The organism is Pseudomonas cichorii, from assembly GCF_015471405.1.
Lineage (GTDB): Bacteria > Pseudomonadota > Gammaproteobacteria > Pseudomonadales > Pseudomonadaceae > Aquipseudomonas > Aquipseudomonas serbiensis.
On the sequence record NZ_BLVZ01000016.1, the window covers coordinates 79,168 to 103,650 of the forward strand.

The 24,483-nt window shown below is 58.1% G+C and carries 29 protein-coding genes; 19 read left to right on the forward strand and 10 right to left on the reverse strand.

Translation table 11 applies throughout. The features are described from left to right. Positions 1 to 122: 122 nt before the first annotated feature. The 3 genes from JL015_RS22790 to JL015_RS22800 are packed head-to-tail and all read right to left on the reverse strand — an operon-like array spanning position 123 to position 1,221. Entirely contained in the window at positions 123 to 749 is a 627-nt protein-coding gene (locus JL015_RS22790; protein ID WP_201020039.1) for an SOS response-associated peptidase, read from the reverse strand. 29 nt (positions 750 to 778) lie between these two features. Then, complete coding sequence (locus JL015_RS22795; RefSeq protein ID WP_025258636.1) at positions 779 to 1,039, reverse strand: putative signal transducing protein; 261 nt, start codon at positions 1,037 to 1,039, stop codon at positions 779 to 781. Then, positions 1,039 to 1,221, reverse strand: coding sequence for a CPXCG motif-containing cysteine-rich protein (locus JL015_RS22800; protein ID WP_122316370.1), 183 nt, complete (start codon positions 1,219 to 1,221; stop codon positions 1,039 to 1,041). The genes JL015_RS22795 and JL015_RS22800 overlap by 1 nt, the downstream gene beginning before the upstream one ends. A 103-nt stretch (positions 1,222 to 1,324) precedes the next feature. Here JL015_RS22800 and JL015_RS22805 point away from each other — a divergent pair, with 103 nt between their 5' ends. Both JL015_RS22805 and JL015_RS22810 read left to right on the forward strand, forming a co-directional pair. Continuing rightward, a complete protein-coding gene (locus JL015_RS22805) occupies positions 1,325 to 2,491 on the forward strand; it encodes a 1-acyl-sn-glycerol-3-phosphate acyltransferase (protein WP_201020040.1) in 1,167 nt (388 codons plus the stop codon). Positions 2,492 to 2,613: 122 nt separating this feature from the next. Further along, positions 2,614 to 2,820 carry a hypothetical protein gene (locus JL015_RS22810; RefSeq protein WP_201006546.1) on the forward strand — a complete coding sequence of 69 codons (207 nt, stop codon included), beginning with the start codon at positions 2,614 to 2,616 and terminating at the stop codon, positions 2,818 to 2,820. Positions 2,821 to 2,890: 70 nt separating this feature from the next. Here JL015_RS22810 and JL015_RS22815 read toward each other — a convergent pair whose 3' ends face one another. Continuing rightward, on the reverse strand, positions 2,891 to 3,475 hold the full coding sequence (locus JL015_RS22815) for a YajG family lipoprotein (RefSeq protein ID WP_201006544.1): 585 nt from the start codon (positions 3,473 to 3,475) through the stop codon (positions 2,891 to 2,893). 162 nt (positions 3,476 to 3,637) lie between these two features. Between JL015_RS22815 and JL015_RS22820 the strand changes: the two genes are divergently transcribed. Then, the gene (locus JL015_RS22820) at positions 3,638 to 3,871 is read left to right on the forward strand and encodes a hypothetical protein (RefSeq protein ID WP_201020041.1); all 234 of its coding nucleotides are present in this window, start codon (positions 3,638 to 3,640) and stop codon (positions 3,869 to 3,871) included. Positions 3,872 to 4,589: 718 nt separating this feature from the next. Then, complete coding sequence (gene mqo / locus JL015_RS22825) at positions 4,590 to 6,101, forward strand: malate dehydrogenase (quinone) (protein ID WP_201020042.1); 1,512 nt, start codon at positions 4,590 to 4,592, stop codon at positions 6,099 to 6,101. Positions 6,102 to 6,173: 72 nt separating this feature from the next. Here the strand turns inward: mqo and JL015_RS22830 are convergent, their stop codons facing one another. Then, positions 6,174 to 7,070 (reverse strand): homocysteine S-methyltransferase family protein, encoded by an 897-nt coding sequence (locus JL015_RS22830; protein WP_201006538.1) that lies wholly within the window; start codon positions 7,068 to 7,070, stop codon positions 6,174 to 6,176. A gap of 110 nt (positions 7,071 to 7,180) precedes the next feature. Here JL015_RS22830 and JL015_RS22835 point away from each other — a divergent pair, with 110 nt between their 5' ends. Together JL015_RS22835 and JL015_RS22840 are read left to right on the forward strand one after the other, a co-directional pair. Continuing rightward, positions 7,181 to 8,002 carry an ABC transporter substrate-binding protein gene (locus JL015_RS22835; RefSeq protein WP_201006536.1) on the forward strand — a complete coding sequence of 274 codons (822 nt, stop codon included), beginning with the start codon at positions 7,181 to 7,183 and terminating at the stop codon, positions 8,000 to 8,002. Next, positions 7,999 to 8,829 carry an amino acid ABC transporter permease gene (locus JL015_RS22840; RefSeq protein ID WP_095067181.1) on the forward strand — a complete coding sequence of 277 codons (831 nt, stop codon included), beginning with the start codon at positions 7,999 to 8,001 and terminating at the stop codon, positions 8,827 to 8,829. The genes JL015_RS22835 and JL015_RS22840 overlap by 4 nt, the downstream gene beginning before the upstream one ends. 72 nt (positions 8,830 to 8,901) lie before the next feature. Here JL015_RS22840 and JL015_RS22845 read toward each other — a convergent pair whose 3' ends face one another. The 3 genes from JL015_RS22845 to JL015_RS22855 form a co-directional block, all read right to left on the reverse strand. After that, positions 8,902 to 9,189 carry a PA4642 family protein gene (locus JL015_RS22845; RefSeq protein WP_201020043.1) on the reverse strand — a complete coding sequence of 96 codons (288 nt, stop codon included), beginning with the start codon at positions 9,187 to 9,189 and terminating at the stop codon, positions 8,902 to 8,904. Positions 9,190 to 9,254: 65 nt separating this feature from the next. Further along, positions 9,255 to 9,737, reverse strand: coding sequence for a hypothetical protein (locus tag JL015_RS22850; protein WP_201020044.1), 483 nt, complete (start codon positions 9,735 to 9,737; stop codon positions 9,255 to 9,257). Positions 9,738 to 9,824: 87 nt separating this feature from the next. Further along, positions 9,825 to 10,382 (reverse strand): hypoxanthine-guanine phosphoribosyltransferase, encoded by a 558-nt coding sequence (locus tag JL015_RS22855; protein WP_200986450.1) that lies wholly within the window; start codon positions 10,380 to 10,382, stop codon positions 9,825 to 9,827. Between the two features lie 208 nt (positions 10,383 to 10,590). On the opposite strand from JL015_RS22855, the gene upp reads away from it, so the two are divergent. Then, positions 10,591 to 11,229 carry a uracil phosphoribosyltransferase gene (upp, locus tag JL015_RS22860; RefSeq protein WP_201006531.1) on the forward strand — a complete coding sequence of 213 codons (639 nt, stop codon included), beginning with the start codon at positions 10,591 to 10,593 and terminating at the stop codon, positions 11,227 to 11,229. Positions 11,230 to 11,233: 4 nt separating this feature from the next. Further along, on the forward strand, positions 11,234 to 12,499 hold the full coding sequence (locus JL015_RS22865; RefSeq protein ID WP_201020045.1) for a uracil-xanthine permease family protein: 1,266 nt from the start codon (positions 11,234 to 11,236) through the stop codon (positions 12,497 to 12,499). A gap of 60 nt (positions 12,500 to 12,559) precedes the next feature. Here the strand turns inward: JL015_RS22865 and hemH are convergent, their stop codons facing one another. Then, a complete protein-coding gene (hemH, locus tag JL015_RS22870; RefSeq protein WP_201020046.1) occupies positions 12,560 to 13,585 on the reverse strand; it encodes a ferrochelatase in 1,026 nt (341 codons plus the stop codon). Between the two features lie 13 nt (positions 13,586 to 13,598). Then, positions 13,599 to 14,501, reverse strand: a complete 903-nt coding sequence (locus tag JL015_RS22875) for a TIGR01777 family oxidoreductase (protein WP_201020047.1) — start codon at positions 14,499 to 14,501, stop codon at positions 13,599 to 13,601. A 301-nt stretch (positions 14,502 to 14,802) separates the two neighbouring features. Between JL015_RS22875 and JL015_RS22880 the strand changes: the two genes are divergently transcribed. The 11 genes from JL015_RS22880 to JL015_RS22930 all read left to right on the forward strand — a co-directional run bounded on the left by JL015_RS22880 (position 14,803) and on the right by JL015_RS22930 (position 24,477). Further along, positions 14,803 to 15,789, forward strand: coding sequence for an NAD(P)/FAD-dependent oxidoreductase (locus tag JL015_RS22880; RefSeq protein WP_122321095.1), 987 nt, complete (start codon positions 14,803 to 14,805; stop codon positions 15,787 to 15,789). Next, positions 15,786 to 16,001, forward strand: coding sequence for a TIGR02450 family Trp-rich protein (locus JL015_RS22885; protein ID WP_201020048.1), 216 nt, complete (start codon positions 15,786 to 15,788; stop codon positions 15,999 to 16,001). The genes JL015_RS22880 and JL015_RS22885 overlap by 4 nt, the downstream gene beginning before the upstream one ends. 135 nt (positions 16,002 to 16,136) lie before the next feature. Then, positions 16,137 to 17,099: a YbgA family protein gene (locus JL015_RS22890; RefSeq protein WP_201020049.1), complete on the forward strand. Its 963-nt coding sequence runs from the start codon at positions 16,137 to 16,139 to the stop codon at positions 17,097 to 17,099. 3 nt (positions 17,100 to 17,102) lie between these two features. Then, positions 17,103 to 18,011 (forward strand): MerR family transcriptional regulator, encoded by a 909-nt coding sequence (locus JL015_RS22895; protein WP_201006518.1) that lies wholly within the window; start codon positions 17,103 to 17,105, stop codon positions 18,009 to 18,011. Between the two features lie 10 nt (positions 18,012 to 18,021). After that, positions 18,022 to 19,470, forward strand: coding sequence for a deoxyribodipyrimidine photo-lyase (gene phrB, locus JL015_RS22900; RefSeq protein WP_201020050.1), 1,449 nt, complete (start codon positions 18,022 to 18,024; stop codon positions 19,468 to 19,470). Beyond that, positions 19,463 to 19,885, forward strand: coding sequence for a nuclear transport factor 2 family protein (locus JL015_RS22905; protein WP_201006514.1), 423 nt, complete (start codon positions 19,463 to 19,465; stop codon positions 19,883 to 19,885). Before phrB ends, JL015_RS22905 begins: the two co-directional genes overlap by 8 nt. Then, positions 19,882 to 20,670, forward strand: a complete 789-nt coding sequence (locus tag JL015_RS22910) for an SDR family NAD(P)-dependent oxidoreductase (RefSeq protein ID WP_201006512.1) — start codon at positions 19,882 to 19,884, stop codon at positions 20,668 to 20,670. Before JL015_RS22905 ends, JL015_RS22910 begins: the two co-directional genes overlap by 4 nt. After that, positions 20,667 to 21,914 carry an NAD(P)/FAD-dependent oxidoreductase gene (locus tag JL015_RS22915; RefSeq protein WP_201020051.1) on the forward strand — a complete coding sequence of 416 codons (1,248 nt, stop codon included), beginning with the start codon at positions 20,667 to 20,669 and terminating at the stop codon, positions 21,912 to 21,914. The genes JL015_RS22910 and JL015_RS22915 overlap by 4 nt, the downstream gene beginning before the upstream one ends. After that, positions 21,911 to 22,714 (forward strand): DUF1365 domain-containing protein, encoded by an 804-nt coding sequence (locus JL015_RS22920; protein ID WP_201020052.1) that lies wholly within the window; start codon positions 21,911 to 21,913, stop codon positions 22,712 to 22,714. The genes JL015_RS22915 and JL015_RS22920 overlap by 4 nt, the downstream gene beginning before the upstream one ends. After that, positions 22,698 to 23,969, forward strand: coding sequence for an SAM-dependent methyltransferase (locus JL015_RS22925; protein WP_201020053.1), 1,272 nt, complete (start codon positions 22,698 to 22,700; stop codon positions 23,967 to 23,969). Before JL015_RS22920 ends, JL015_RS22925 begins: the two co-directional genes overlap by 17 nt. Beyond that, positions 23,962 to 24,477 carry a DUF2878 domain-containing protein gene (locus JL015_RS22930; protein ID WP_201020054.1) on the forward strand — a complete coding sequence of 172 codons (516 nt, stop codon included), beginning with the start codon at positions 23,962 to 23,964 and terminating at the stop codon, positions 24,475 to 24,477. Before JL015_RS22925 ends, JL015_RS22930 begins: the two co-directional genes overlap by 8 nt. The last annotated feature ends 6 nt before the right edge of the window (positions 24,478 to 24,483 follow it).

Sequence of the window (24,483 nt, forward strand, 5' to 3'; positions counted from 1 at the left end):
GACTTCAGCGTATAAACGCAGAGTATCTGCCGGCTTTCAGGCCTTTTTCGCCAGCAAGCGGCCTCCTACAAGTTTGTGTGTGCCTCAACTGATCAGCATGACGCCTGCCCGGTGAGCCGCCGTCACAACGGCGTCAGGCACTCCGGGGCATTGAGCTTGGGATCGTTCACCAGATTGGCCAGCGGCCTCTCACGCAGGGGCATCTGCACAGAGGCAAGCAGCGTCTGCAAGGTGTGCAGTGGCGTGTCGGCAGCCAGCCAGTCTTTCTGGCCCTGAGCATCGAGAATCAGCGGACGGCGTTGGCTGGCCGCAGCCTGGGTAACCACCGCCACACTCAGATAGGTATGCCCCTGCACCGGATAGGCCTCCCAGACCGCCGCAAAGAACAGGGCCGAGCCCTCACCCGGCGTCAGCCAGAACGGGCGTTTACGGGCGGTGCCGCGCCATTCGTAGAAACCGTTGGCCGGCACCAGGCAGCGACGCTGACGAAAGGCTTCGCGAAACATCGGCTGCTCGGCCAGGGTTTCAGCACGCGCATGGGCGGGCGTGCGGGAAAGGTCGGTGAGCCACGCCGGCGTCAGCCCCCAGCGGGCACTTGCCAGTTCAAGCTCGCCTTCACCCTCGGCCGCACGCATGATCAGCACCGTATCGGCCGGAGAGATATTCCATTGCGGCTGCTGACCGGCCGGAAAACCGGGCAAGGCCGCAAAGGCAGGGTTCCAGCGAAACAGGGCATAACGTCCACACATGAGGCTAAGGCAACTCTATTCGAAGGTGTTCAACACACCAGTACATCGGGAAAACTGTCCGGCTCGTCACCGGACAACGGCAGGGCAGCATTGTACGCAGTGATCAAGGCCCGCGCGCGCTCGACCTGATCGTCATCCACCGAGATGCCCAGCAAGCCCAGTCCCGGCAACTCGCCCATACCACCCAGCAAGTCGCGCCCGACCAGGTGCGCTTCGACCCCTTCACTGGCAAGCATGCCTTGCAGCAACTCGCCCTCCATCAGGTTTTCAGGTTCGTAGATTCTCTGCATCATTCGTTCTCACTGCGAACGTCCAGACTCCAGTCCTCGCCATCGGTCCTCAGGTCGAATACGATCGGCCGACAACAGACCGGGCAGTCCTCGATGTACTGCTGATCGCCGCCGGACAAGTCCAGCACGGCCTCCACCGGTTCTCCACAGTACGGACAGTCATAACTCTGTAATTCCTGCATCGCGGCCTCCGGGGTCAGTTGTGCGTATAATTGCCCCATTCTTTTGAAGGCTGCCAGAGCAACCTGCCTTCTTTTTTACCCTATCCGTATCCAACAAGAGAGCATGATGGGCGAATTCGATGCCATCCGACCTTACAACGATGCAGAAGTCCCCGAAGTACTGGCACGTCTGCTGAGCGATAAAGCATTTCTCGCGATCCTGACCAAATTCCGCTTTCCGCGTCTGGCGAGTGCATTCGGCTGGTTCCTGCAACCGACCCTGGCACGCAAGCTGCGCCGTGAGTTCGCCGGAATCAACTCGGTCGCCACATTGCAGGACAAGGTCGAGTACTACGTCGACCACACCATCGAGCGAGCCACGGACGGTGTGACCTACACCGGCGTGGAACTGCTCAAGTCCGGCACGGCTTACCTGTTTCTGGCCAACCACCGCGATATCGTGATGGACCCTGCCTTCGTCAACTATGCCGTATATCACGCCGGCCTGCCCACGCCGCGCATTGCGATTGGCGACAACCTGCTGCAGAAGCCTTTTGTCAGCGACCTGATGCGCCTGAACAAGAGCTTCATCGTGCATCGCTCGATTATCGGGCGACGCGAGAAGATGGCGGCCTATCAACTGCTGTCGGCGTATATCAATCATTCGATCACTCAGGATGGCCAGTCGATCTGGATCGCCCAGGCCGAAGGTCGCGCCAAGGACGGTGATGACCGTACCGAGTCAGCGATCCTCAAGATGTTTCACATGAGCCGCAAGGACGAGCCTTTCAGCGAAGTGATCCGCTCGCTGAATCTCATCCCGGTGTCGATCAGCTACGAATACGACCCATGTGACCACGCCAAGGCACGCGAGTTGTACATTCGCGCCACCACCGGCAGCTACACCAAGACGCCGGGCGAGGACGATGTCAGCATCGCGCTGGGTATCACGGGCTATAAAGGCCGTGTGCATGTGAACTTCGCGCCGCCGATCACCGAGTCGTTCGAGGACACCAAACTGCTGGCCGCCGAAATGGACCGGCAGATTCTCGGTGGCTACCGGCTGTTCCCGGTGCATTACCTGGCTTATGCACAATGGGCCGATGCCGATCCGGCACTCGATGTGCCACTGGCGGCCGACGTGTTCCCGGCCGAAGAACTGGCTCGTGCCAAAGACGAGTGGGAAAGCAGGCTGGCTGACGCACCTGCCGAACACCGGCCTTATCTGGTGCAGCAATATGCAACGCCAGTGCGCAATCAGTATCGGGTCAAGGCCGGTTTGCCGCTCTGATACGACGCTTCACGACAACGGCACCTATAGGGTGCCGTTTTGTATCGTGTCACCTGAACGTCATACAGCTCGTGCACTGTATGGCTCCTCAAGGAATGACCATCCCTTTTTTGGAGCTGTTCATGCTGCACGCAAACAACCAGGATCGCCTCTACCTGATCGCCCAGAGCGATGAACAACAAGAACTGGTCGACGCACTGGCCTTCAATGTCCAGGACCGCCACTGGCTGGTCTATTGCGCTCTGGGCGGGCATCAACATCACGACCTTCCGGACATGGATCTGGAAACAGGCCTGAGCTTTCTGGACTTCTATCAGCAAGCCGCCTGAACCCGGTCGCCAGATACAGAAAAGCCCGGCTCCTTGCAAAAAGGGGCCGGGCTTTTCATTGGAGCACTACTTATTGCGCCAGGGTGCTACCGATAGTGGTGTCCTGGAACACGCGGGTCAGCGCATCACTCAACACATCGCTCACCAGCTTGGTGTTGGTTTCCTGATTCGGCGCCATGCCGAAACGCTGATCCAGCGATGCTGCATAGCGACCGCTGTAGCTACGACCGTTGTTGCGGATGTCCGCACGGAAGGTAGAGCTGATGGTTGCTTCAGTCACATACAGGCCTTCCTTTGGCGACTGATATTTCAGCTCGGCCAGAGTCAGGGTCAACTGCGGAGCATTACCGCCACTTGAGATCGGGGTAAAGCCCAGCAGGCGAACAGCGGCTTCAGCCTGAGCCTGCAACTTTGGCAGCAGGTCGGCGCCACTGACGCTGATTGCACTGGTCTCGGGATACAGACCGCCACGGGTTCCCAGTGTCGGGCCAGGACGACCGTCAACGACACGCACGACAACCTGCTGCCCCTGACCTACCGGCGCGAACTGCGCATTGAGCTTGGGTTGAGGACTCAGTTGCTGCGGGCTATGGGCACACCCGACCAGAGTCAAACTGCTTACAGCAAGCAAACCGAACAAAAGGCGACGCAACATGCTCATCTCTCCAGGGGGCCAGACACTAAATGTGCCGCAGTATAGCGATGCCAGCGAAAAATGGGACCGCTGGAGAATCGCAATGGTTCAGCAACGAGAGTGTAATCGGGGTGTAACGCCGGGCAGTCAGGATAAAGCCATCAACTCCACAGGAGATACGTCATGGGCCTTTTCCAATCCTTGTTCAACCTGCGCCACCAATTGCGCCACTATGCTCTCGTGGACAAGTCCGGTATTTGCCGCGCACTCAAGCATTGCAGCGAGCGTCCATTGAGCAGTGACTGGGTTGAAGTCAACGAACAACGTGCCAACTGGCTGAACCAGCCACTGCCCTCCAGCGCACGGGTTGCGCAGCACGGCGTACGTCCGGCGCCACACCAGTTGATCACGGCCTGACGAATACCTGATAAAAGTCACATAAACACGATCAATTTCTGTCGTTTCATCGCTATAATCTCCCCCCGATTATAAGGACGTCTCCTGATCGGGCCTCGCAGCATCGCTAATCCTTGTATTAGCTCCTCCGTAATGCCCACAGAGAGCCGCCCACACAGGTCATTTGCACACAGCCGTGCGCGATGAACGGTGCTCAATCGCTCGATTGATATCGAACCTTTTGCACCTGACAGCGCCTCACTCTGTATGCAGCTGGCCTGCCAGAGCTGCCATCGCAGCCCTTTTTGAGGTTTGGTTCACGTTTCCAAAAGAGCGTGAAAAAACGGGTTTCACTACTTCACAAGAGTGTGGCGAGCAAAATGAATAGGTACGCGTTTGTAAATGCACCATCAGCGTCTGAATCGGCCCCTTTGAACAGGACTGACCGCGACTGCGCCTCCATCACCGGAGCCTGAGGCCTGTCGTTCAGGCATGTGATGCCTTGACGATGGTCGAATGGCCGAACGGGTTGAAAAATGAGTTCATGCATCCTTGATGAAAGCTCTTATTCAGCCTGACCGGGACCTGCGCTTTAGATGCGAAAAATTGCGAAGAATCGGACAGGCGATCCTGGCCAGGACACATGGGGCACAACTTTTACCCACGCCCCGTCCCCCTGGCATCTAGCCTCAGGAACGTATGCCGTCAATTTGGTGCTGCAGATTTTGGAGACGCGTTAATGGCGCATAACGAAGCAGTCGACGTAGTATTGGTCGGAGCGGGCATCATGAGTGCCACCCTGGCCGTGCTGCTCAAGGAGCTCGACCCCGGCCTCAAGCTGGAAGTCGTTGAGCTCATGGATTCCGGCGCTGCGGAAAGTTCCAACCCATGGAACAACGCGGGTACCGGTCATGCCGGTCTCTGCGAGCTGAACTACACGCCGCCCGCGGCCGATGGCTCCATCGATATCAAGAAAGCGGTCCACATCAACGCACAGTTTGAAGTATCGAAGCAGTTCTGGGCCTATCTGGCTCGCAAAGGTACCTTCGGCTCGTCGAAATCCTTCATCAATTCGGTTCCGCACCTGAGCTTCGTTCAGGGCGAGAGCGGTATTGCCTTCCTCAAGACCCGTTTCGAAGCGATGCACAAGCATCACGCCTTCTCTTCGATGGAGTACACCGAGGACAAGGCAAAGCTGGCCGAGTGGATGCCACTGATGATGCCCGGCCGCCCGGCCGACGAACCTATTGCCGCCACTCGGGTGCTGAACGGTACGGACGTGAACTTCGGCGCGTTGACCAATCAGTTGCTCACTCACCTGAGCAGCGCTCCCGATGCCCAGGTCAAATACTGCAAGCGCGTGACCGACGTGACCCGCAAGGGCAGTGGCTGGACCGTCAGCATCAAGGACGTGAACAGCGGCAGCACTCGCCAGATCGATGCAAGATTCGTATTCCTCGGCGCGGGTGGCGCAGCATTGCCGCTGCTGCAACTGTCAGGCATCGAAGAGAGCAAGGGCTTCGGCGGCTTCCCGGTCAGCGGCCAGTGGCTGCGTTGTGACAACCCGGAAGTGGTCAAGCACCATCAGGCCAAGGTCTACAGCCAGGCTGCCGTGGGTTCACCACCCATGTCGGTTCCGCACCTGGATACCCGCGTGGTCGATGGCAAGAAATCCCTGCTGTTCGGGCCATACGCCGGTTTCACCACCAAGTTCCTCAAGCACGGCTCGTTCCTTGACCTGCCGCTGTCGGTACGCCTTGCCAACATCAAGCCGATGCTGGCCGTTGCCCGCGACAACATGGACCTGACCAAGTATCTGGTCAGCGAAGTGATGCAATCGATGGAGCAACGTCTGGAGTCCCTGCGCCGCTTCTACCCTGAGGCCAAGGCAGAAGACTGGCGTCTGGAAATCGCCGGCCAGCGCGTGCAGATCATCAAGAAAGACGCCAAGAAAGGCGGCATTCTGCAATTCGGTACCGAACTGGTGGCGGCACAGGACGGTTCCCTCGCCGCCTTGCTCGGCGCATCGCCGGGAGCATCGGTTACGGTATCGATCATGCTGGAACTGATCGAGCGCTGCTTCCCGGACAAGGCTCGTAACGAGTGGGCAGCCAAGCTCAACGAAATATTCCCGGCTCGGGAAAAGGCGCTGGAAAGCGATGCGCAGTTGTATCAGCGCGTCAGTAGCCAGAGCGACGAGAGCCTGGAGCTGGTTGAAAAGGCAAGCCAGGAACAAAGCAGCATCGCCTGATTGCCTGAGTCACAAAAAAACCCGTGAGCCTTTCAGCCACGGGTTTTTTCGTTTTTCAGAATCGTCGGGCCTTTAAAGGCTCCTGGCCAGAACGGCAATGTGCTCCGGGCCAATGCCACAGCAACCACCGATATGCGTGGCACCACGCTTTACCCAGTCCGCCGCCCACTGCTGGTAGCCTTCGGGGTCCAGATCCGAGCGCAGTTCATCCAGACCATCGTTGGCCTTGGCATCCTTGGGTTGCGGCGGGAAGGCATTGGCGTAGGCACCGATAGCGATCTCGACATTCAATGACTTGAACACCTCACGAGCCGCATCGATGGCTGCACCTATCACTTCAGGCTGGCTGCAATTGAACAGCAGCGTGGCGACACCCATTTCGGCAGCAGCACGGGCCGCATCGGCGACAGGCTCGCCAGAGCGCAAGCGCGCAACTTCGTCCGTGTCTTCGTCCTGAAGTGTGAATGACAGCCAGAACGGCTTGCCATCAGCAGGCAATCCGGCACGGATCGTCTGTGCTTCGATGATGCAGCTTTGAGTCTCGGCCAGCCACAGGTCCACATGAGGAGCCAGACCGGCAACCAGCGGCTTCAGGACTTCAGCAGCCAGTTCAGGTTTGTAGAGGTCCGGGCGATAGGAACCGAACAATGGCGGCAGGGAGCCGGCGACCTTCGCTCGTCCACCTGAAGCATCCGCCGACTCGCGGGCCAGTTGCCCGGCAAGATCAGCCAGGGCCTGGCCTTCGCGAGCAAAGCGCTCTTCACCAATATGAAAAGGCACCACTGCATAGCTATTACTGGTGATAACCTGCGCGCCACTGTCGATATAGGCGGTGTGTACGGCACGCACCGCTTCCGGCGCCTCGCTCAGGGCAAGGGCCGACCACTCGGGTTGACGGAAGGGAGCACCGCGGCGCTGAAGTTCGCGGCCCATGCCGCCGTCAAGAATTACTGTCGAGCGCTGAGTCATATGCCATCTACTTATATCTTTATGAAAAAAACTCATTAGGAATGAGCTCGGTATAACGTATTTAATACGGCGCTTTATACAAACTACAATCATTTTTTCAGGGGATAGCTTTGAAACTTAGCGCTCTGCTGGGCATTGGCCTGGTCACTCTGGCAGCATCGACTCAGACCTTCGCCGGTGCCACACTGGACCGCATTCAGAAGAACAAGGAACTGGTAAACGTCCTGATGGAAAGTTACCCGCCCTTCTCTTTCCTGAACGATAAAAACCAGCTGGACGGCTTCGACGTTGACGTCGCCAAGGCTGTCGCAGAAAAGCTGGGCGTCAAGCTGCGTCTTGAAACGCCATCCTGGGACGTGATTGCCGCTGGCCGCTGGAGTGGCCGCTACGACATCTGCGTCTGCTCGATGACCCCAAGCAAATCCCGCGCGGAAGTCTTCGATTTCCCCATCGAGTACTACGCCTCGCCTGCGGTGATTGTGGTCAATGCCAAGGATGATCGCATCCATTCGGCCAAGGACCTGAGCAACAAGAAAGTCGGCCTCACCAGTGCTTCCAGCTACGAAAGCTACCTGAACAAGAACCTGGTGATCGAAGGCGCTGAAGACAAGCCTCTGGAATACCCGTTCGAGAACGTGCAAATCGCCCCGTACGACAACGATAACGTTGCCTTCCAGGATCTGGGCCTGGGCGCCGGTGTGCGTCTGGATGCCATCCTCACCAATCTGGTCACGGCCCAGCCACGCCTGGATCAGGACAAACGCTTCAAACTCGCTGGCGCCTCGCTGTATGAAGAACCCAACTTTGTCGCCATCGAAAAAGGCGATGCCGAATGGGACGCCAAGGTTCGTCAGATCTTTGCCGAACTCAAGCAGGACGGCACTCTGAGCAAGTTGTCGCAGAAGTGGATCGGCGCTGACATCAGCAAATGACTTCCTTCCAGCCTCAACGCCCACCCGAGCAGGCCCAGAGCCTGCTCAAGCGTGTCCTCGGTTTCCGTACAAGGCTCTATCTGACCTGGGCGGCGATGTTCGCCCTGTTTGCCGGGTTCTTCCTGAGCTTCGACCTGAAGTTCTCGATCATTCTGGACAAGCTGCCGAATCTGGTGGGCCTGAGTCTGTCGCCCAACGGTTTTCTGCAGGGCGCAGCGCTGACCTTGTTCGTATGCCTGTGCTCGATTTTCGTCTCGGTGCTGCTGGGTTTTGTCGTGGCTCTGGCGCGCCTGTCCAGCAGCGCGGTGGCCTTCGGTATTGCGAGCTTCTATGCCTCGTTCTTCCGCGGCACACCGCTGCTTATCCAGATCATGCTGATTTACCTGGGCCTGCCTCAGGTGGGGATCGTACCCGGTGCAATCCTGGCCGGCATCATCGCGCTGTCCCTGAACTATGGCGCTTATCTGAGCGAGATATTCCGGGCGGGCATCATCGGCGTAGCGGCCGGTCAGCGTGAAGCGGCACTGGCACTGGCCTTGCGGCCCGCACAAATCTTCTGGCGCGTCACCCTGCCCCAGGCCATGCGCACCATCATCCCGCCCACCACCAACCAGTTCATCTCGATGCTCAAGGATTCGTCCCTGATTTCGGTGATGGGTGTCTGGGAAGTGATGTTCCTGGCACAGTCCTATGGTCGCTCCAGCTATCGCTATATCGAGATGCTGACCACGGCGGCGGTGCTTTACTGGATCATGTCCATCGGGCTGGAGCTGTTGCAGGCGCGGCTGGAACGCCACTATGGCAAGGCTTACCAGGCCAGAAAGTAGATGCTCTTTCGCGAATGAATTCGCTCCCACCATAATTTGTGTGGGAGCGAATTCATTCGCGAACAGGGATTATCAGACGCGAGCCTGGGCGATCAGCTCGATATAGTCTTCAGCGTTGCGCTGATCCTTGATCAAGGCAACGAAATCATTACCGTGCTCGTCCTTGCCATCCAGGTCGTGACCGGCTTCCTTGAAGAACACCAGAAAACGCTCGAAGTCATCGATCCGCAGGCCACGGTAGGCCTTGATCAATTTGTGCAGCGACGGCGAGGTGGCATCGTACGGCTCGAAGTTCAGGAACAGTTTGATCTGCTCGTCGCCGATCTCGTCCCCAATCAACTGCTTCTTATCTTTACGCATTGCGGGCTCCAACTGGTCGCAGACACTTTCACGGGCGGGCAGTTTACCCTTGGCGTGTGCGAGGCTCAACGCGCACGTAGCACCGCAGTATGCAGATCGGCCCATACATGGCCGTTGGCATAAACCAGGAACTGGCAATAAACCTTTTCACTGCGTAGCAAGTCCACCACGGCACGGTACTGGTTGACCGGGTAATAGAGCGTCAAGGTGCGTGATGGCTCATCGTAGGTCGGTTTTTTCAGGCTCTTGCTTTCGGCATCGAAGTGAATGAACACTTCGGAAATGGTCGCCCCCTTGTTCAGCGGCTTGCCCTTGAGACGCAGCAACATCGGCGACGTAATGGGAATCGGCTGCTGACTGGACTGGCGCTGATTGCCGAGGACTACCGAATATTCGGTTATCTGCAATAACTGTTGCTGCTCCGGCGCACCGGCGCGCAGGCTCAGATCATCGGGAGGCAGGTACTGGCCATGCATGGGTTCAGCGTGAACCGGTGTCAGGCCGCAGACCATCACCAGCGCCATGGCGCCAGAAATCGATAACTTCATTCAGAACTTCCCTGAAAAACCAACGATCATTCCTGCGTCACAGCGCAGGAATACCTCTATATGAAGGCATTCCTGCCGCAACGACAATTACATCCCTTTGACAGCATAGATCCCGGCGGCATTGCGCCAGTAACCTTTGTAGTCCATACCGTAGCCGAAGATATAACGGTCCACGCATGGCAGGCCAACGAAATCGGCCTTCAGGTCAGGGCGAGCCTTGCGGTCGTGATCCTTGTCGATCAAAACCGCCGTATGTACGGCACGAGCGCCTGCGTGTTTGCAGAAGTCGATGATCGCACCCAGGGTATGACCTTCGTCGAGGATGTCGTCGATGATCAGCACGTCACGGTCAATGAACGAGACTTCCGGCTTGGCTTTCCAGAACAGGTCGCCGCCAGTGGTTTCGTTGCGATAGCGGGTCGCGTGCAGGTAAGAGGCTTCCAGCGGGAAGTTCAGATGCGTCAGCAGTTTGCCCGAGAAGATCAGGCCGCCATTCATCACACAGAATACAACAGGGTTGCGGTCGGCCAGTTCAGCGTTGATCTGCGCTCCGACGCGAGCGATGGCAGCATCGACTTCAGCCTCGGTGTAGAGGCAATCGGCCTCGCGCATGATTTGACGGATATGCTCGAGATCAGCGGACATGAAGCTCTCCAGATGGGCAGTTTAAGAAAAGCGGGCAAAGGTACGCATCCCGTCCATTCAGGGCAAGCGATTATGGACTAACGTTGCGAGTACCGCCCGAAGGCAAGGATTCACACCTTGCGTGACGATACTGCATGCGCTGTAAGACAGTCACAGCTGAATAGATTAATCTAGGCCGTTTTTTTGCCCCCTGCTGGAGCCTTTTCTTATGCCCATTCGTGAAATCCGTCATCCGCTGATCCGCCATAAGCTCGGCCTGATGCGCCGCGCCGATATCAGCACCAAGAATTTCCGTGAGCTGGCACAGGAAGTCGGCGCACTGCTTACCTATGAAGCCACCGCAGACCTGCCGCTGGAAAGCTACGACATCGAAGGCTGGTGCGGCACCGTTCAGGTCGAGAAGATCGCGGGCAAGAAAATCACCGTCGTGCCGATCCTGCGTGCCGGCATCGGCATGCTCGACGGCGTGCTGAGCCTGATTCCGGGCGCAAAAGTCAGCGCCGTAGGCCTGGCCCGCAATGAAGAAACACTGGAAGCCCACACCTATCTGGAAAAGCTGGTTCCGGAAATCGACGAGCGTCTGGCGATGATCATAGACCCGATGCTGGCGACAGGCGGTTCGATGATCGCCACCATCGACCTGCTCAAGAAAGCCGGCTGCAAGGAAATCCGCGCCATGGTTCTGGTGGCGGCCCCCGAAGGTATCGCGGCGGTGGAGAAGGCTCACCCGGACGTGATTATCTACACCGCATCCATCGATCAACGTCTGAACGAACACGGCTACATCATTCCTGGCCTGGGTGATGCCGGTGACAAGATTTTCGGCACCAAGCAAAAGGACGCATAATTCGATGAAGCAGTCCGAATTCAACGATCCACTGTGGCGTACGGTTCTTTCCGGCGCACAAATGCTGTTCGTGGCCTTTGGCGCCCTGGTGCTGATGCCGCTCATTACCGGGCTCGATCCCAACGTGGCGCTGTTCACCGCTGGTCTGGGCACGCTGCTGTTCCAGATGGTGACAGGTCGTCAGGTGCCGGTATTCCTGGCATCGAGCTTTGCCTTCATCACTCCGATCATTCTCGCCAAAGGCCAGTTCGGCCTGGCTGCGACCATGGGTGGCGTGATGGCGGCAGGTTTTGTCTACACCTTCCTGGGCCTGGCCGTGAAAATCAAAGGCACAGGATTCATTGACCGCCTGCTGCCACCGGTGGTTATCGGCCCGGTGATCATCTCTATCGGCCTGGCCATGGCCCCCATTGCCGCCAACATGGCGATGGGCAAATCGGGTGACGGTGCCGAGCTGATCCCCTACAAGACCGCCATGCTGATTTCGATGCCAGCCTTGCTGACCACACTGATCGTGGCGGTGTTCGGCAAAGGTATTTTCCGTCTGGTGCCGATCATTTCCGGCGTACTGGTGGGCTTTGCGCTGTCGTTCTACTTTGGCGTGGTGGATACCGCGAAGATTGCCGCCGCGCCCTGGCTGGCACTGCCGCACTTCACCGCACCGGAGTTCAACTGGCAGGCCATCCTGTTCATTGTCCCGGTGGCACTGGCTCCGGCCATCGAACATATCGGCGGTGTGATCGCGGTGGGCAGCGTGACCGGACGCGACTACCTGAAAAAACCTGGCCTGCATCGCACCCTGTTTGGCGACGGGATCGCCACGACAGCAGCCGGCCTGTTCGGTGGCCCGCCCAACACCACTTATGCCGAAGTGACTGGCGCGGTGATGCTGACCAAGAACTACAACCCGGCCATCATGACCTGGGCCTCGATCTTTGCCATCGCCCTGGCCTTTATCGGCAAGTTCGGCGCACTACTGCAAAGCATTCCGGTGCCGGTCATGGGCGGGATTCTGTGCCTGCTGTTCGGTTCGATTGCTGCGGTGGGGATGAACACCCTGATTCGACACAAGGTCGATCTGTCCGAGGCGCGTAATCTGGTGATCGTCTCGGTGACCCTGGTGTTCGGTATTGGCGGAGTGCTGATCGGAACCGGCAACGGCCCCGATGACTTCGGCCTCAAGGGCATCGCCCTGTGCGCCATTACTGCCATCGCCCTGAACCTGATCCTGCCGGGCAATGACAGCTGGAAGAACAAGCAACTGCCATAACCATAACCCGCGTAGGAGCGAATTCATTCGCGAATGAGCGGAGCGCCGCCCGATTCGCTCCTACGACATCAAGGGTGCTTTTTCACACATCCGGTTCAAGGCCCTGGCCCAGTTCGGGTCGTCATTCAGGCAGGGCACCAGCACCAGCTCTTCACCGCCCGCCTCCTTGAATTGCTCCGCTCCGCGATCACCGATCTCTTCCAGTGTCTCGATGCAGTCGGCCACGAATGCCGGGCACATCACCAGCAACTTTTTCACGCCCTGAGCTGCCAGCTCATCAAGGCGCGCTTCGGTGTAGGGTTCAATCCACTTGGCACGCCCAAGACGCGACTGGAACGACACCGACCATTTACCGTCAGGAATGCCCATGCGCTGTGCAAAGGCCGCAGCTGAGCGCAGGCATTGTGCGCGATAGCAGGTGGCGACCACTTCCGGCGGCGCGGTCATGCAGCAGTTTTCATTCTTGAAACAGTGGTTGCCGGTAGGGTCGAGCTTGGTCAGGTGCCTTTCCGGCAGGCCGTGAAAACTCAGCAGCAGGTGATCGTGGGGCTGCTGCAAGTGCGGACGAACATTTTCCACCAGGGCATCGAGGTACTCGTCCTGATCGTAGAAAGGTTTCAGCAGCGAGAACTCCATTGCGAGCGATTTGGCCCGCACCACACGCTTGGCTTCTTCGATCACGGTCGTGACGGTGCTATCCGCAAACTGTGGATAAAGCGGGGCCAGAGTCACCTTCTTGATGCCCTGCCCTGCCAGGCGCGTCAGTACCGTTTCGATGGAGGGCTCGCCATAACGCATCGCCAGTTCAACCGGCCCCTGCGTCCACTCCTTTTTCATGGCCTCCTGCAAGCGCTTGCTCAGCACTACCAGCGGCGAACCGTCATCCCACCAGATGGACGCATAGGCATGGGCAGACTGCTCCGGGCGCTTGATCAGGATCAGCGAAACCAGCAGCCTGCGAACCGGCCACGGCAGGTCGATGACGTAAGGGTCCATCAGGAACTGGTTGAGATACCGGCGTACGTCCGGCACTGCTGTAGAAGCAGGCGAACCCAGATTGACCAGCAACAGCGCGTGATCGGTCATGCAAAATCCTATTTCAATGGCGGCCCGAAAATTCACTCAGGGCGGCGCGCAGATCAGTAAACCGGAAGGTAAAACCCGCCTCCAGCAAACGGGCTGGCCGGGCTCGTTGACCACCCAGCAGCAAAACAGACAGCTCACCCAGCGCCACACGCAACGCAAACCCCGGCAAAGGCATGAAGGCTGGCCGGTGAAGGACGCCCGCCAGGGTCTTGGCAAATTCGCGATTACGCACCGGCGTTGGCGCGCAGAGATTATAAGGACCTCGGGCATCACTGCGGTTCAACAGAAAATCAATCGCCGCGATTTGATCGTCGATATGAATCCAGGGCATCCATTGCCGACCATTGCCTATCGGGCCACCCAGGCCGAGCTTGAAGGGCAGCAGCAAACGCTTCACGAAACCGCCCTGCTCGGACACCACCAGCCCGGTACGCACCAGAACCACTCGAATGCCCAGGGCCTCTGCATGTTGAGCGGTTTCTTCCCAGGCGGTGCATAACTGGCTGGCGAAGTCTTCCTTGGCTGGCCGGGAGGTTTCATCCAGTTCATGCTCACCCGCATCGCCATACCAGCCGACCGCGGAACCGGAAATCATCACCTCGAGCTTTTGCTGCCGTCCCTCCAGCCAGGCCAGCAGTTGCTCGGTAAGACCAATGCGACTGCTCCACAGCAGCAACCTGCGCTTGCGAGTCCAGGGACGGTCAGCTATCGGAGCACCCGCGAGGTTGATGACGGCATCGATCGATTGCTCACCCAACTCATCCAGACGGGCAATCCCACGCACCGACGGCCCACAGAGTTCAGGCACTTGAGCGGGTCGGCGGCTCCAGACTGTCAACTGATGGCCTTGCGCAGACCAGAATCGACAGAGCGCTCGTCCTATCAAACCAGTACCGCCGGTCAGCAATATGTGCATGGCAGGTTACCTCGCGTGGCGTTCGGGGCAATTGAGTAGTCTATTTTTTATAGGTCTGGCTTATCCACAAAAGCAAAACCTTTTGCTGAACAATAGGCCACACCTGAATGAATTGGAGCTTTACTGCCCACCCCGGGCAGTTGGCCCATTGTCTACAAGCAACAGACTGACCGTCTTTGACCGAACAGGTTGCAGTTGACCAGGCAGTAAAATCGAGAACGACTGCAAGTTATACCAAAAACGGAGATTGTACAGGTTTTAACTACGGCGTAGTCTGTGCAGACAAGGTAACGAGGCCCCTATGACTGTACCTATCGCAATCATCGGTACCGGTATCGCCGGACTCTCTGCTGCCCAGGCACTCAAATCTGCCGGGCATGACGTACATCTTTTCGATAAAAGCCGCGGCAGCGGCGGAAGAATGTCCAGCAAGCGAAGTGAGGCAGGTTCTCTGGACATGGGCGCGCAGTATTTCACCGCCCGTGATCGCCGCTTCGTAGCAGCCGTCAATCAGTGGCAAGCCAAGGGCTATGTGGCCGAATGGACTCCCTCGCTCTACAACTTCCATGGTGGCAGGCTCAGCCCGTCGCCGGACGAACAGGTGCGCTGGGTCGGCACGCCAGGCATGAGCGCCATTACCCGCGCCATGCTGAGCGATCTGCCCGTGACATTCTCGTGCCGCATCACCGAAGTCTTTCGCGGCGAACATCACTGGAACCTGCAAGATGCCGAAGGCAACAGCCACGGTCCTTTCAGCCATGTGGTCATCGCCCTGCCAGCGCCTCAGGCAACGACACTGCTGGCGGCGGCACCGAAACTGGCAAGCGTGGTCACCGGCGTGAAAATGGACCCGACCTGGGCCGTGGCCCTGGCTTTCGCAACTCCCCTGCAAACTCCGATGCAAGGCTGTTTCGTACAAGACAGCCCCCTCGACTGGCTGGCCCGCAATCGCAGTAAACCCCAACGTGACGACACGCTCGACACCTGGGTTCTGCATGCCACCAGCAACTGGAGCAGACAACATCTGGACATGCCCAAAGAGGAAGTCATCGAGCATCTGCATGGCGCATTCGCCGAACTGATCAACTGCCCGATGCCAGCTCCGGTATTCAGCCAGGCGCACCGCTGGCTCTATGCACGACCTGCCGGCTCGCATGAATGGGGCGCACTCTCCGATGCTGACCTGGGCATTTATGTCTGTGGCGACTGGTGCTTGTCCGGTCGCGTCGAAGGCGCATGGCTCAGCGGCCAGGAAGCCGCACGCCGCCTGCTTGAACACCTCAAGTGAATACCATCAATCCCCGCAAGCTGCTGCTGTCGAAATGGACCGCAGCAGTCCCGCTCAACCGCGAAAAGCACTTTCTGGTGACCGAGCTGTTCAAGGATGAGGAAGGCACGGTGCTGGAGATAGAACTGCAAGCCGTGATGACTCACCGCAGCGAGCGATTGCCATGGCAGACGCTACAGAATGCGCAAGTGTGGCGCATGGGCTGGAAATGAGCCTGCGTCTGCCTTGTGAATAAGCGCCGCCTGTAAATTCTTGTACAAAGAATTTGACTTGTACAGCTACAAACCTATGATGACACAAGTTGTACAGACTTCTTGGTCTGTATAAGTCTTGCGTAGAGGTTTGTGATGTCAGCGCCTGTGATCGATAAGCCAAAACTGGGTATCAGTGCCTGCCTGCTGGGCGCTGAGGTTCGTTTCAATGGCGGTCATAAAGAATCTCGTCTTTGTACGCGGGCGCTGAGCGAGTATTTCGATTTCGTTGCGGCCTGCCCTGAAGTCGCCATCGGCATGGGGATTCCCCGTGAACCGATCCGGTTGGTGGGCGACCCCGAAAATCCCCAGGCCGTCGGCACGGTCAACAGCGACCTGAATGTCACCACGGCGCTGGCTGATTACGGGCTGCACATGGCGACCGAGCTGGGCGATATCTGTGGCTACATTTTCATGCAGAAATCACCGTCCTGCGGCCTGGAGCGGGTCAAGGTCTATCGAGAAAACGGCGCGCCCGTCGATGGCGGTGGACGCGGTATCTATGCCCAGGCCTTCTGCGCCAGACACCCCGACCTGCCTGTAGAAGAAGACGGCAGACTCAACGACGCCGTGTTACTGGAAAACTTCGTCACGCGGGTATTCGCCTACGCGGCCTGGCAGCAACTGCTCAAAGAGGGCGTGACACGTCGCGCCTTGAGCCAATTTCATTCGCGCTACAAATATCAGCTCATGGCCAGCAATCCCGAGCAGTACAAAGTGCTGGGCAACATGCTGGGCAGCATGGGCCGTAGCGATCCGAACGAGATTGCACCGCGCTATTTCAGCCAGTTGATGGCGGCACTTAAAAAATGCGCCACCCGCCGCACCCACACCAACGTCCTCCAACACCTCAGTGGCTACCTCAAACACCACCTCGACACTGAGGACAAGCAGGAAATCCAGCAATTGATCACTCAATACCATCAAGGCGTCGTGCCCTTGATCGTGCCGCTGACCCTGCTCAAGCACCACTTCCGCCAACATCCTGATCCGTATATTGCGCTGCAGGTTTACATGCAGCCGCATCCGGAAAAACTGAGCCTGCGTAATGCGATCTGAACCATGAACGATACAAACCAAGAGGCGCATGAGCCAGACAACTGGCTGCCGATCCGTGAAGTTGCACGTCAGACCGGGGTCAACGCCGTCACGTTGCGGGCCTGGGAACGACGCTACGGGTTGATCGTGCCCCACCGCACTGCCAAGGGACATCGCCTGTATACCCACGAGCATGTACAGCGGGTGATGACGATTCTGACCTGGCTCAATCGCGGTGTATCCGTCAGTCAGGTCAAAGCCTTGATCGATGAACAACAGCCGGAAAGCTTCACGCCCGGCAATGATTGGGATGCCCTGCACCAGACGCTGTTGCAGGCCATCGGTGAACTGGCCGAACGCCGGGTCGACGATGTTTTCAATCAGGCCATGTCGCTGTATCCGCCACGAACCTTGTGTGAGCAATTGTTGCTGCCGCTGCTGGCCGAGCTGGAGAAGCGCTGGCAGGGCAAGTTCGGCGCGCAGATGGAGCGTGTGTTCTTTTATTCGTGGCTACGCAGCAAGCTTGGCGCACGTATCTACCACAACAACCGGCAACTCAACGGCAAGCCGTTGCTGCTGGTGAATCAGTCCGACCTGCCGCTTGAGCCGCATCTATGGCTCGTGGCCTGGCTGGTCAGCAGCGCCGACTGCCCCGTGGAAGTATTCGACTGGCCGCTGCCAAACGGTGAGCTGGCACTGGCCACCGAATACCTGCAACCACGCGGCGTCCTGCTCTACTCCAGCAAATCGCTGAACCCGACTCAACTGCCAAGGCTACTGAGCAATATTTCCTGCCCGATCGTGTTGAGCGGACCAACGGTACAGATCCATAACGCCGATTTGCTCGTATGTGCGAACGAGGTCACAGGATTGACCCTTGCTCAGGACCCGCTCAGCGCACAGATCGAATTGAACAGGCTCGGACTCATTTAAAGGATTTCACATGCAACTGTTTTGGCTGCGTAGCGATTTGCGCGTTCACGACAATACCGCCCTGGCCGCTGCCATGGAGCGGGGTCCTGCGCTGGCTGTGTATCTGATCAGCCCGACTCAATGGCAGAACCATGACGACGCAGCCTGCAAGGTCGATTTCTGGCTACGCAATCTGGTCGAGCTGGAAAAAGCCTTGGGCGATCTGAATGTCCCTCTACTGATTCGTGATGCAGATACCTGGGACAAAGCCCCTGAAGTGTTGTTGCAGCTCTGCGCCGAGCATGGCGTCGAAGGCGTACATGCGAATGAGGAGTACGGCATCAATGAAGGCAAACGCGATCAGGCCGTACGCCATGCACTGGAAAACGCCGGTGTTCATTTCAGCAGCTATCTGGATCAACTGCTGTTCAAGCCTGGCAGCATCCTGACCAGGACCGGCGGCTACTTTCAGGTTTACAGCCAGTTCCGCAAGGTCTGCTACGCCCGCCTGCACGAAGCGATGCCACACCTCATTCGCGCACCGAAGGCCCAGCAACCGTTATCGATCAAAAGCGATGCGGTACCTGATCAGGTCGAAGGCTTTACAACGCCCTCCAAAACGCTGCGAGAACTCTGGCCTGCCGGTGAAAACGAAGCGCTCAGACGCCTGGCTGCCTTCAGCGACGATCAGATCCGCTACTACCAGAGCGAACGCGATTTCCCGGCAAAACCTGGCACCAGCCAGTTGTCGGCCTATCTGGCAGCCGGCGTGGTTTCTCCACGCCAATGCCTGCATGCAGCCCTGATGAGCAATAACGGGGAATTTGAAACCGGTAATACCGGGATCGTGACCTGGATCAACGAGTTGCTGTGGCGGGAGTTCTACAAACACATTCTTGTAGGCTACCCTCGCGTTTCACGCCATCGCGCATTCCGCCCGGAAACCGAAGCCGTCAAATGGCGTAACGCTCCAACCGAACTGGCCGCGTGGCAGGAAGCCCGCACCGGATTGCCCATCATTGATGCAGCCATGCGCCAGTTACTGGAAACCGGCTGGATGCATAACCGACTAAGGATGGTCGTTGCGATGTTCCTGACCAAGAACCTGTTGATCGACTGGCGTGAAGGCGAGCGCTTTTTCATGCGTCACCTTATCGATGGTGACCTGGCGGCCAATAACGGCGGATGGCAGTGGAGTTCGTCCACTGGCACAGACTCGGCACCCTACTTCCGTATCTTCAACCCTTTGTCGCAATCGGAAAAATTCGATCCCGAAGGGCGCTTCATCAAGCATTGGCTGCCGGAACTGGCCAGCCTCAACAAGAAAGAAGTGCATGACCCGTCCCTCGTCGGTGGCCTGTTCGGCGTAAAAGACTATCCCGCACAGATTGTCGACCTGAGCAAAAGCCGCGCACGGGCGCTGGCCGCCTTCAAGGCCCTGCCCCATCGCCAGCCAGCAGCGGGCCCGCTCCATGAGTGAATTCCTGCAACGCTTCGCCCATGACTTCGCAACGCTGAACAAGGACAACCTTGAGCGAGTGGCCGGGCTCTATAGCGACAACGTGTCATTCACAGACCCGATGCACCATATCCAGGGTCTGGCGGCCATGCAGGATTACTTCGCTCAGCTTTACAGCAATGTCAGCGCACTGCATTTCGACTTCCATCACTTCGATGAAGTCAGGCCCGGTGAAGGCTATCTGACCTGGACCATGAGTTATTCACACCCACGCCTGAACAGGGGACGGCTTATCAAAGTCGAAGGTTGTTCGCACCTGCATTGGCACGAAAAGGTTTACCGGCATAGAGACTACTTCGACGCCGGTGCATTGCTCTATGAACACCTCCCCATCATGGGAGGCTTGATTGCCTGGCTGAAAAAGAGGTTGGCATGAAGACTTCGTACGCACGTCGCATATGGCTGACGGGTGCAAGCAGCGGTATTGGTCTGGCACTGGCAAAAGAGCTGCTCGACTCAGGAAACCAGTTGGCCTTGACCGCCAGAACCCTTGAGCCCTTGCAGGACTTGTCGCAGCGTTACCCCGGCCAGGTCCTGCTGGTAACCGGCGATATCACCGATGGCGAGCAAGTCAGGCACATGGGCGATCGTATCGAACAGGAATGGGGAGCACTGGACACGGCCATCCTCAATGCCGGGACCTGTGAGTACATTGACGCACAAAGCTTCGATGCAGCACTGGTGGAGCGGGTGATTCGCACCAACCTTCTGGCCAGCAGCTTCTGCATCCAGGAAGCACTGCCCTTGTTGCGCAAAGGTACAAAACCACATCTGGCTGGCGTCGCCAGCGCGGTGACTTACCTGCCGCTGCCCCGAGCCGAAGCCTACGGCGCCTCGAAGGCCGGCCTGCGCTACATGTTCGAATCACTGCGCCTGGACCTGGCCAGCGAAAACATTGACGTCACCGTGATCAGCCCGGGTTTCGTCGAAACGCCGCTGACTGAAAAAAACGATTTTCCGATGCCCATGCGCTGGCCTGTCGACAAGGCAGCACACTACATCGCCAAAAGACTGAACAGCCCCAAACGCCCACTGGAAATCGCCTTCCCCGGCCCTTTCATTTTCAGCCTGCGCTTGCTGGCCATGTTGCCAGCCCGGGCAAGATTCGCCCTTTGCAAACACATGGCACGCCCCCCGACCTCGAATAAGGACGCTCAATGAAGATCGCCATCATTGGCAGCGGTATCTCAGGCCTGACCAGCGCCTACGTGCTCAATCGCTCCCATGACATCACGGTGTTCGAGGCGTCGGACTGGATCGGCGGCCACACGCATACCGTGGATGTGCAGGTCGCTGGCCGTGCCTATGCGATCGATACCGGCTTTATCGTCTTCAATGACTGGACCTACCCGAACTTCATCAAATTGCTAGGCCGGCTGGGCGTGGCATTCAAGCCGGCCGAAATGAGCTTTTCGGTGCATGACCCGCGCAGCGGCGTCGAATACAACGGCAATAACCTCAACAGCCTGTTCGCCCAGCGCAGCAATCTGTTGTCGCCGAAGTTCTGGGGCATGCTGAGCGATATTCTGCGCTTCAATCGCCAGTCCGTGGCCGACCTGGAAAACCAGCGCATCGCGGCCGACACGACGCTTGGCGAATACCTGAAAAACGGCCGCTACGGCCAGCGCTTCATCGACCATTACATCGTGCCCATGGGCGCGGCAATCTGGTCGATGTCACTGGCGGACATGCTGGGTTTCCCTCTGCAATTCTTCGTGCGCTTCTTCAAGAATCACGGGCTGCTTTCTGTCACTCACCGTCCCCAGTGGTGTGTGATTGAAGGTGGCTCCAGAAGCTACATCGAACCGCTGACGGCTTCGTTCAAAGACCGCATTCGCCTGTCATGCCCTGTGCATCGGGTAGAGCGTGACAGCGAGGGCGTCACCCTGCACAGCGCGGCAGGCAGTGAGCGCTTCGATAAGGTGATCTTCGCCTGCCACAGCGATCAGGCCTTGCAGTTGCTGGCCCAGCCCTCACAGCACGAACGGGACATTCTCGGCGCTCTGCGTTATGCCGAAAATGACGTGGTTCTGCACACCGACACACGACTGCTGCCCAAACGCTCACTGGCCTGGGCCAGCTGGAACTACCGCCTTGGTGGCGGAGAGCAGCAACTGGCTGCCGTCACCTACGACATGAACATCCTGCAAGGGATCGAAAGCGACACCACGTTCTGCGTCAGCCTGAATCAGACCAGCGCCATCGACCCGGATAAAATCCTCGGCCGCTATCGCTACGCCCATCCGCAATACAGCCTGGATGCCATTGCAGCCCAGGAGCGCTGGCAGGAAATCAACGGCGTTGAAAACACCTGGTACTGCGGCGCCTATTGGGCCAACGGTTTCCATGAAGACGGCGTGGTCAGCGGCCTGCGCGTGGCCCAGGCCTTTGGGGAAGCGCTGTGAACAGCGCCCTTTACAGCGGCTGGATCACTCATCGGCGTTTTGCGCCCAGAGCTCACGAATTCAACTATCGAATCGGCCTGCTCTATCTGGATCTGGACGAGCAGGACGCCGTACTCAACCTGTCACCGCTGGCCGGAGACAGACGCTTTTCACCGTTTTCCTTCAGAGAACGTGATTATTTGCCGGAACTGACCGGACGCGGCGTGCCCCTGATCGAAGCGGTACGCGAGCGAGTCGCAATAGCGCTGGGGCATATGCCGCTGGGCCGGGTCTGCCTGCTGACCCAGGCTCGCAGTTGGGGCCTGTCTTTCAACCCGGTGAGTTTTTTCTACTGCCATGAAATCGACGGAGCACTGGCCGCCATCCTGTGCGAAGTCACCAATACGCCCTGGGGCGAGCGGTATCACTATGTCCTGCCTGCCAATGGCGAAGGTCATCAGCACTTTGCCGTGGCCAAGGCGTTTCATGTGTCGCCGTTTCTGCCACGCGACCTGGAATACCGCATGAGCTTCAGCCAGCCCGCCGAGAGAATCGGTGTGCATATGGCCGACTGGCAGGGAGAGCTGAAAGTGTTCGACGCCACGCTCAACCTGAGTCGGCAGAAGCTCAATCGTCAGACACTGCATCGCTATCTGCTTGCCTATCCATGGATGACTGCCAAGACCTGCCTTGCGATCTATTGGCAGGCCATACGCCTGTTTCTCAAGCGCATCCCGATTTTCAATCATCAGACTGCTGACGGTGAATACCGTACAGGCACGCCGCAACCCAAGGATCGACGTGATGAAAAACATCAGTAGTAGTGGTTTTTCTGCCAATCTGGGTGCCCACAACCTGACAGGCAGTTTTCTGCGCCGGGGCGTGTTGCGCCAACTGAGCAAATTGCGCAACGGCCAGTTGGTGGTCAACGACGGCACTGAACGCCATGTCTTCGGCAAGGCCGGAGCGCTGATTCAGGGGGAAATCCATATCCGCGACTCTGCGGTCTGGGGCATGGTTGCCAGCAACGGTTCCATTGGTGCGGGCGAAGCCTTTATCCATGGCTACTGGACCACGCCGGACCTGACGGCAGTGGTGCGGGTGTTCGTCAGCAACCTTGATGTACTTGATGCCATGGAAGGCGGCATTGCACGCCTGACAAGGCCCATGGTCCAGGTCCTGCACTGGCTCAACCGTAATACCCGCAAAGGTTCGCAGAAAAACATCTCGGCCCATTACGACCTGGGCAATAAATTATTCGAGCAGTTTCTCGATCCGACGATGATGTATTCCGCCGCTCAATTCCTGAACGAGAACGACAGCCTCGAACAGGCCCAGTTGAACAAGCTGGAGCGCATCTGCCAGAAACTGGCCCTCAAACCCGAGGATCATCTGCTGGAAATCGGTACGGGCTGGGGCAGCATGGCGATTTATGCCGCGCAGCATTACGGCTGCCGTGTCACGACGACCACGCTGTCGAAAGAGCAGTTCGCCTACACCGAGCAGCGGCTGGTACAACTGGGCCTGCAAGACCGCGTGACCCTGCTGCTCAAGGATTATCGCGACCTCACCGGCCAGTACGACAAGCTGGTGTCCATCGAAATGATCGAAGCAGTGGGCCACAGGTTTCTGCCAACCTACTTCAAGCAGTGTTCGCATCTGCTCAAGAGCAACGGGCTGATGCTCTTGCAGGCCATCACCATTCGCGAGCAGCGCTATGAGCAGGCCAGGAAGAACGTAGACTTCATCCAGCGCTATATTTTCCCGGGCGGTGCCTTGCCATCGGTCCACAAGATGCTGGAAATCGTCGGCGGCGACACCGACATGAACCTGCTGCACATGGAAGACTTCGGCCTGCATTACGCCCGTACCCTGCACCTGTGGCACGAAAACTTCAAACAGGCCCACAGCGCCTTGCTGGACCTGGGTTACGACGAATACTTCCTGCGCCTGTGGGAATTCTATCTGTGCTATTGCGAGGGCGGCTTTCTAGAGCGGACCATCGGCACCGCGCAGTTGCTGCTGGCCAAACCCGAGGCCTTGCGCGCACCGGTGCTTGGGCTCTTCGATGCTTAAAACCGTCGCCAATGCGCTGTTGTTCCAGATCGGCTGGTTCGCCTGCGTGCTGGGCGGCAACAGCTACTGGCTGCTGATTGCAGCCGGTGTGCTGGCAATACATCTGCTGTGGACAAGTTCCTGGACGAGCGAGGGCCGATTGCTGTTGGCCGTAACCGTATTGGGCACGCTGCTCGACAGTGCATTGATGAATCTGGGGGTATTGGACTTCGGCACCGATGGCCCACTGATTCCCTTGTGGCTGGTATTACTCTGGGCAGTCCTGGCAACCACGCTCAATCACTGCCTGGCCTGGACCGCCACCCCTTGGTGGCGAGCCAGCCTGCTCGGCGCAATTGGCGGCCCGATGTCGTACTATGCAGGCTCGCAACTGGCGCAAGCCCAGCTTCCACTGGGTTTGTGGCCAAGTCTCTTGATACTGGGCGCGGTCTGGGCCGTCATCTTTCCCTTGCTTCAGCGACTGGCTACCCATCCACTTATCAACAGACCCACCGGAGCCCCCCACTGAAATCCG

Excerpts from the sequence above, each read along its gene's own strand:
- JL015_RS22810 (WP_201006546.1), top strand. The coding sequence starts at position 2,614 with ATGCTGCACGCAAACAACCAGGATCGCCTCTACCTGATCGCCCAGAGC.
- JL015_RS22925 (WP_201020053.1), top strand. The coding sequence starts at position 22,698 with ATGAAAAACATCAGTAGTAGTGGTTTTTCTGCCAATCTGGGTGCCCAC.
- JL015_RS22830 (WP_201006538.1), bottom strand. The coding sequence starts at position 7,070 with ATGACTCAGCGCTCGACAGTAATTCTTGACGGCGGCATGGGCCGCGAA.
- hemH (WP_201020046.1), bottom strand. The coding sequence starts at position 13,585 with ATGACCGATCACGCGCTGTTGCTGGTCAATCTGGGTTCGCCTGCTTCT.
- JL015_RS22855 (WP_200986450.1), bottom strand. The coding sequence starts at position 10,382 with ATGTCCGCTGATCTCGAGCATATCCGTCAAATCATGCGCGAGGCCGAT.
- JL015_RS22845 (WP_201020043.1), bottom strand. The coding sequence starts at position 9,189 with ATGCGTAAAGATAAGAAGCAGTTGATTGGGGACGAGATCGGCGACGAG.
- JL015_RS22850 (WP_201020044.1), bottom strand. The coding sequence starts at position 9,737 with ATGAAGTTATCGATTTCTGGCGCCATGGCGCTGGTGATGGTCTGCGGC.
- JL015_RS22890 (WP_201020049.1), top strand. The coding sequence starts at position 16,137 with ATGTCAGCGCCTGTGATCGATAAGCCAAAACTGGGTATCAGTGCCTGC.
- mqo (WP_201020042.1), top strand. The coding sequence starts at position 4,590 with ATGGCGCATAACGAAGCAGTCGACGTAGTATTGGTCGGAGCGGGCATC.
- JL015_RS22930 (WP_201020054.1), top strand. The coding sequence starts at position 23,962 with ATGCTTAAAACCGTCGCCAATGCGCTGTTGTTCCAGATCGGCTGGTTC.
- JL015_RS22895 (WP_201006518.1), top strand. The coding sequence starts at position 17,103 with ATGAACGATACAAACCAAGAGGCGCATGAGCCAGACAACTGGCTGCCG.
- JL015_RS22865 (WP_201020045.1), top strand. The coding sequence starts at position 11,234 with ATGAAGCAGTCCGAATTCAACGATCCACTGTGGCGTACGGTTCTTTCC.
- JL015_RS22840 (WP_095067181.1), top strand. The coding sequence starts at position 7,999 with ATGACTTCCTTCCAGCCTCAACGCCCACCCGAGCAGGCCCAGAGCCTG.
- upp (WP_201006531.1), top strand. The coding sequence starts at position 10,591 with ATGCCCATTCGTGAAATCCGTCATCCGCTGATCCGCCATAAGCTCGGC.
- JL015_RS22875 (WP_201020047.1), bottom strand. The coding sequence starts at position 14,501 with ATGCACATATTGCTGACCGGCGGTACTGGTTTGATAGGACGAGCGCTC.
- JL015_RS22815 (WP_201006544.1), bottom strand. The coding sequence starts at position 3,475 with ATGTTGCGTCGCCTTTTGTTCGGTTTGCTTGCTGTAAGCAGTTTGACT.
- JL015_RS22915 (WP_201020051.1), top strand. The coding sequence starts at position 20,667 with ATGAAGATCGCCATCATTGGCAGCGGTATCTCAGGCCTGACCAGCGCC.
- JL015_RS22910 (WP_201006512.1), top strand. The coding sequence starts at position 19,882 with ATGAAGACTTCGTACGCACGTCGCATATGGCTGACGGGTGCAAGCAGC.
- JL015_RS22880 (WP_122321095.1), top strand. The coding sequence starts at position 14,803 with ATGACTGTACCTATCGCAATCATCGGTACCGGTATCGCCGGACTCTCT.
- phrB (WP_201020050.1), top strand. The coding sequence starts at position 18,022 with ATGCAACTGTTTTGGCTGCGTAGCGATTTGCGCGTTCACGACAATACC.
- JL015_RS22805 (WP_201020040.1), top strand. The coding sequence starts at position 1,325 with ATGATGGGCGAATTCGATGCCATCCGACCTTACAACGATGCAGAAGTC.
- JL015_RS22795 (WP_025258636.1), bottom strand. The coding sequence starts at position 1,039 with ATGCAGAGAATCTACGAACCTGAAAACCTGATGGAGGGCGAGTTGCTG.
- JL015_RS22820 (WP_201020041.1), top strand. The coding sequence starts at position 3,638 with ATGGGCCTTTTCCAATCCTTGTTCAACCTGCGCCACCAATTGCGCCAC.
- JL015_RS22800 (WP_122316370.1), bottom strand. The coding sequence starts at position 1,221 with ATGCAGGAATTACAGAGTTATGACTGTCCGTACTGTGGAGAACCGGTG.
- JL015_RS22790 (WP_201020039.1), bottom strand. The coding sequence starts at position 749 with ATGTGTGGACGTTATGCCCTGTTTCGCTGGAACCCTGCCTTTGCGGCC.
- JL015_RS22905 (WP_201006514.1), top strand. The coding sequence starts at position 19,463 with ATGAGTGAATTCCTGCAACGCTTCGCCCATGACTTCGCAACGCTGAAC.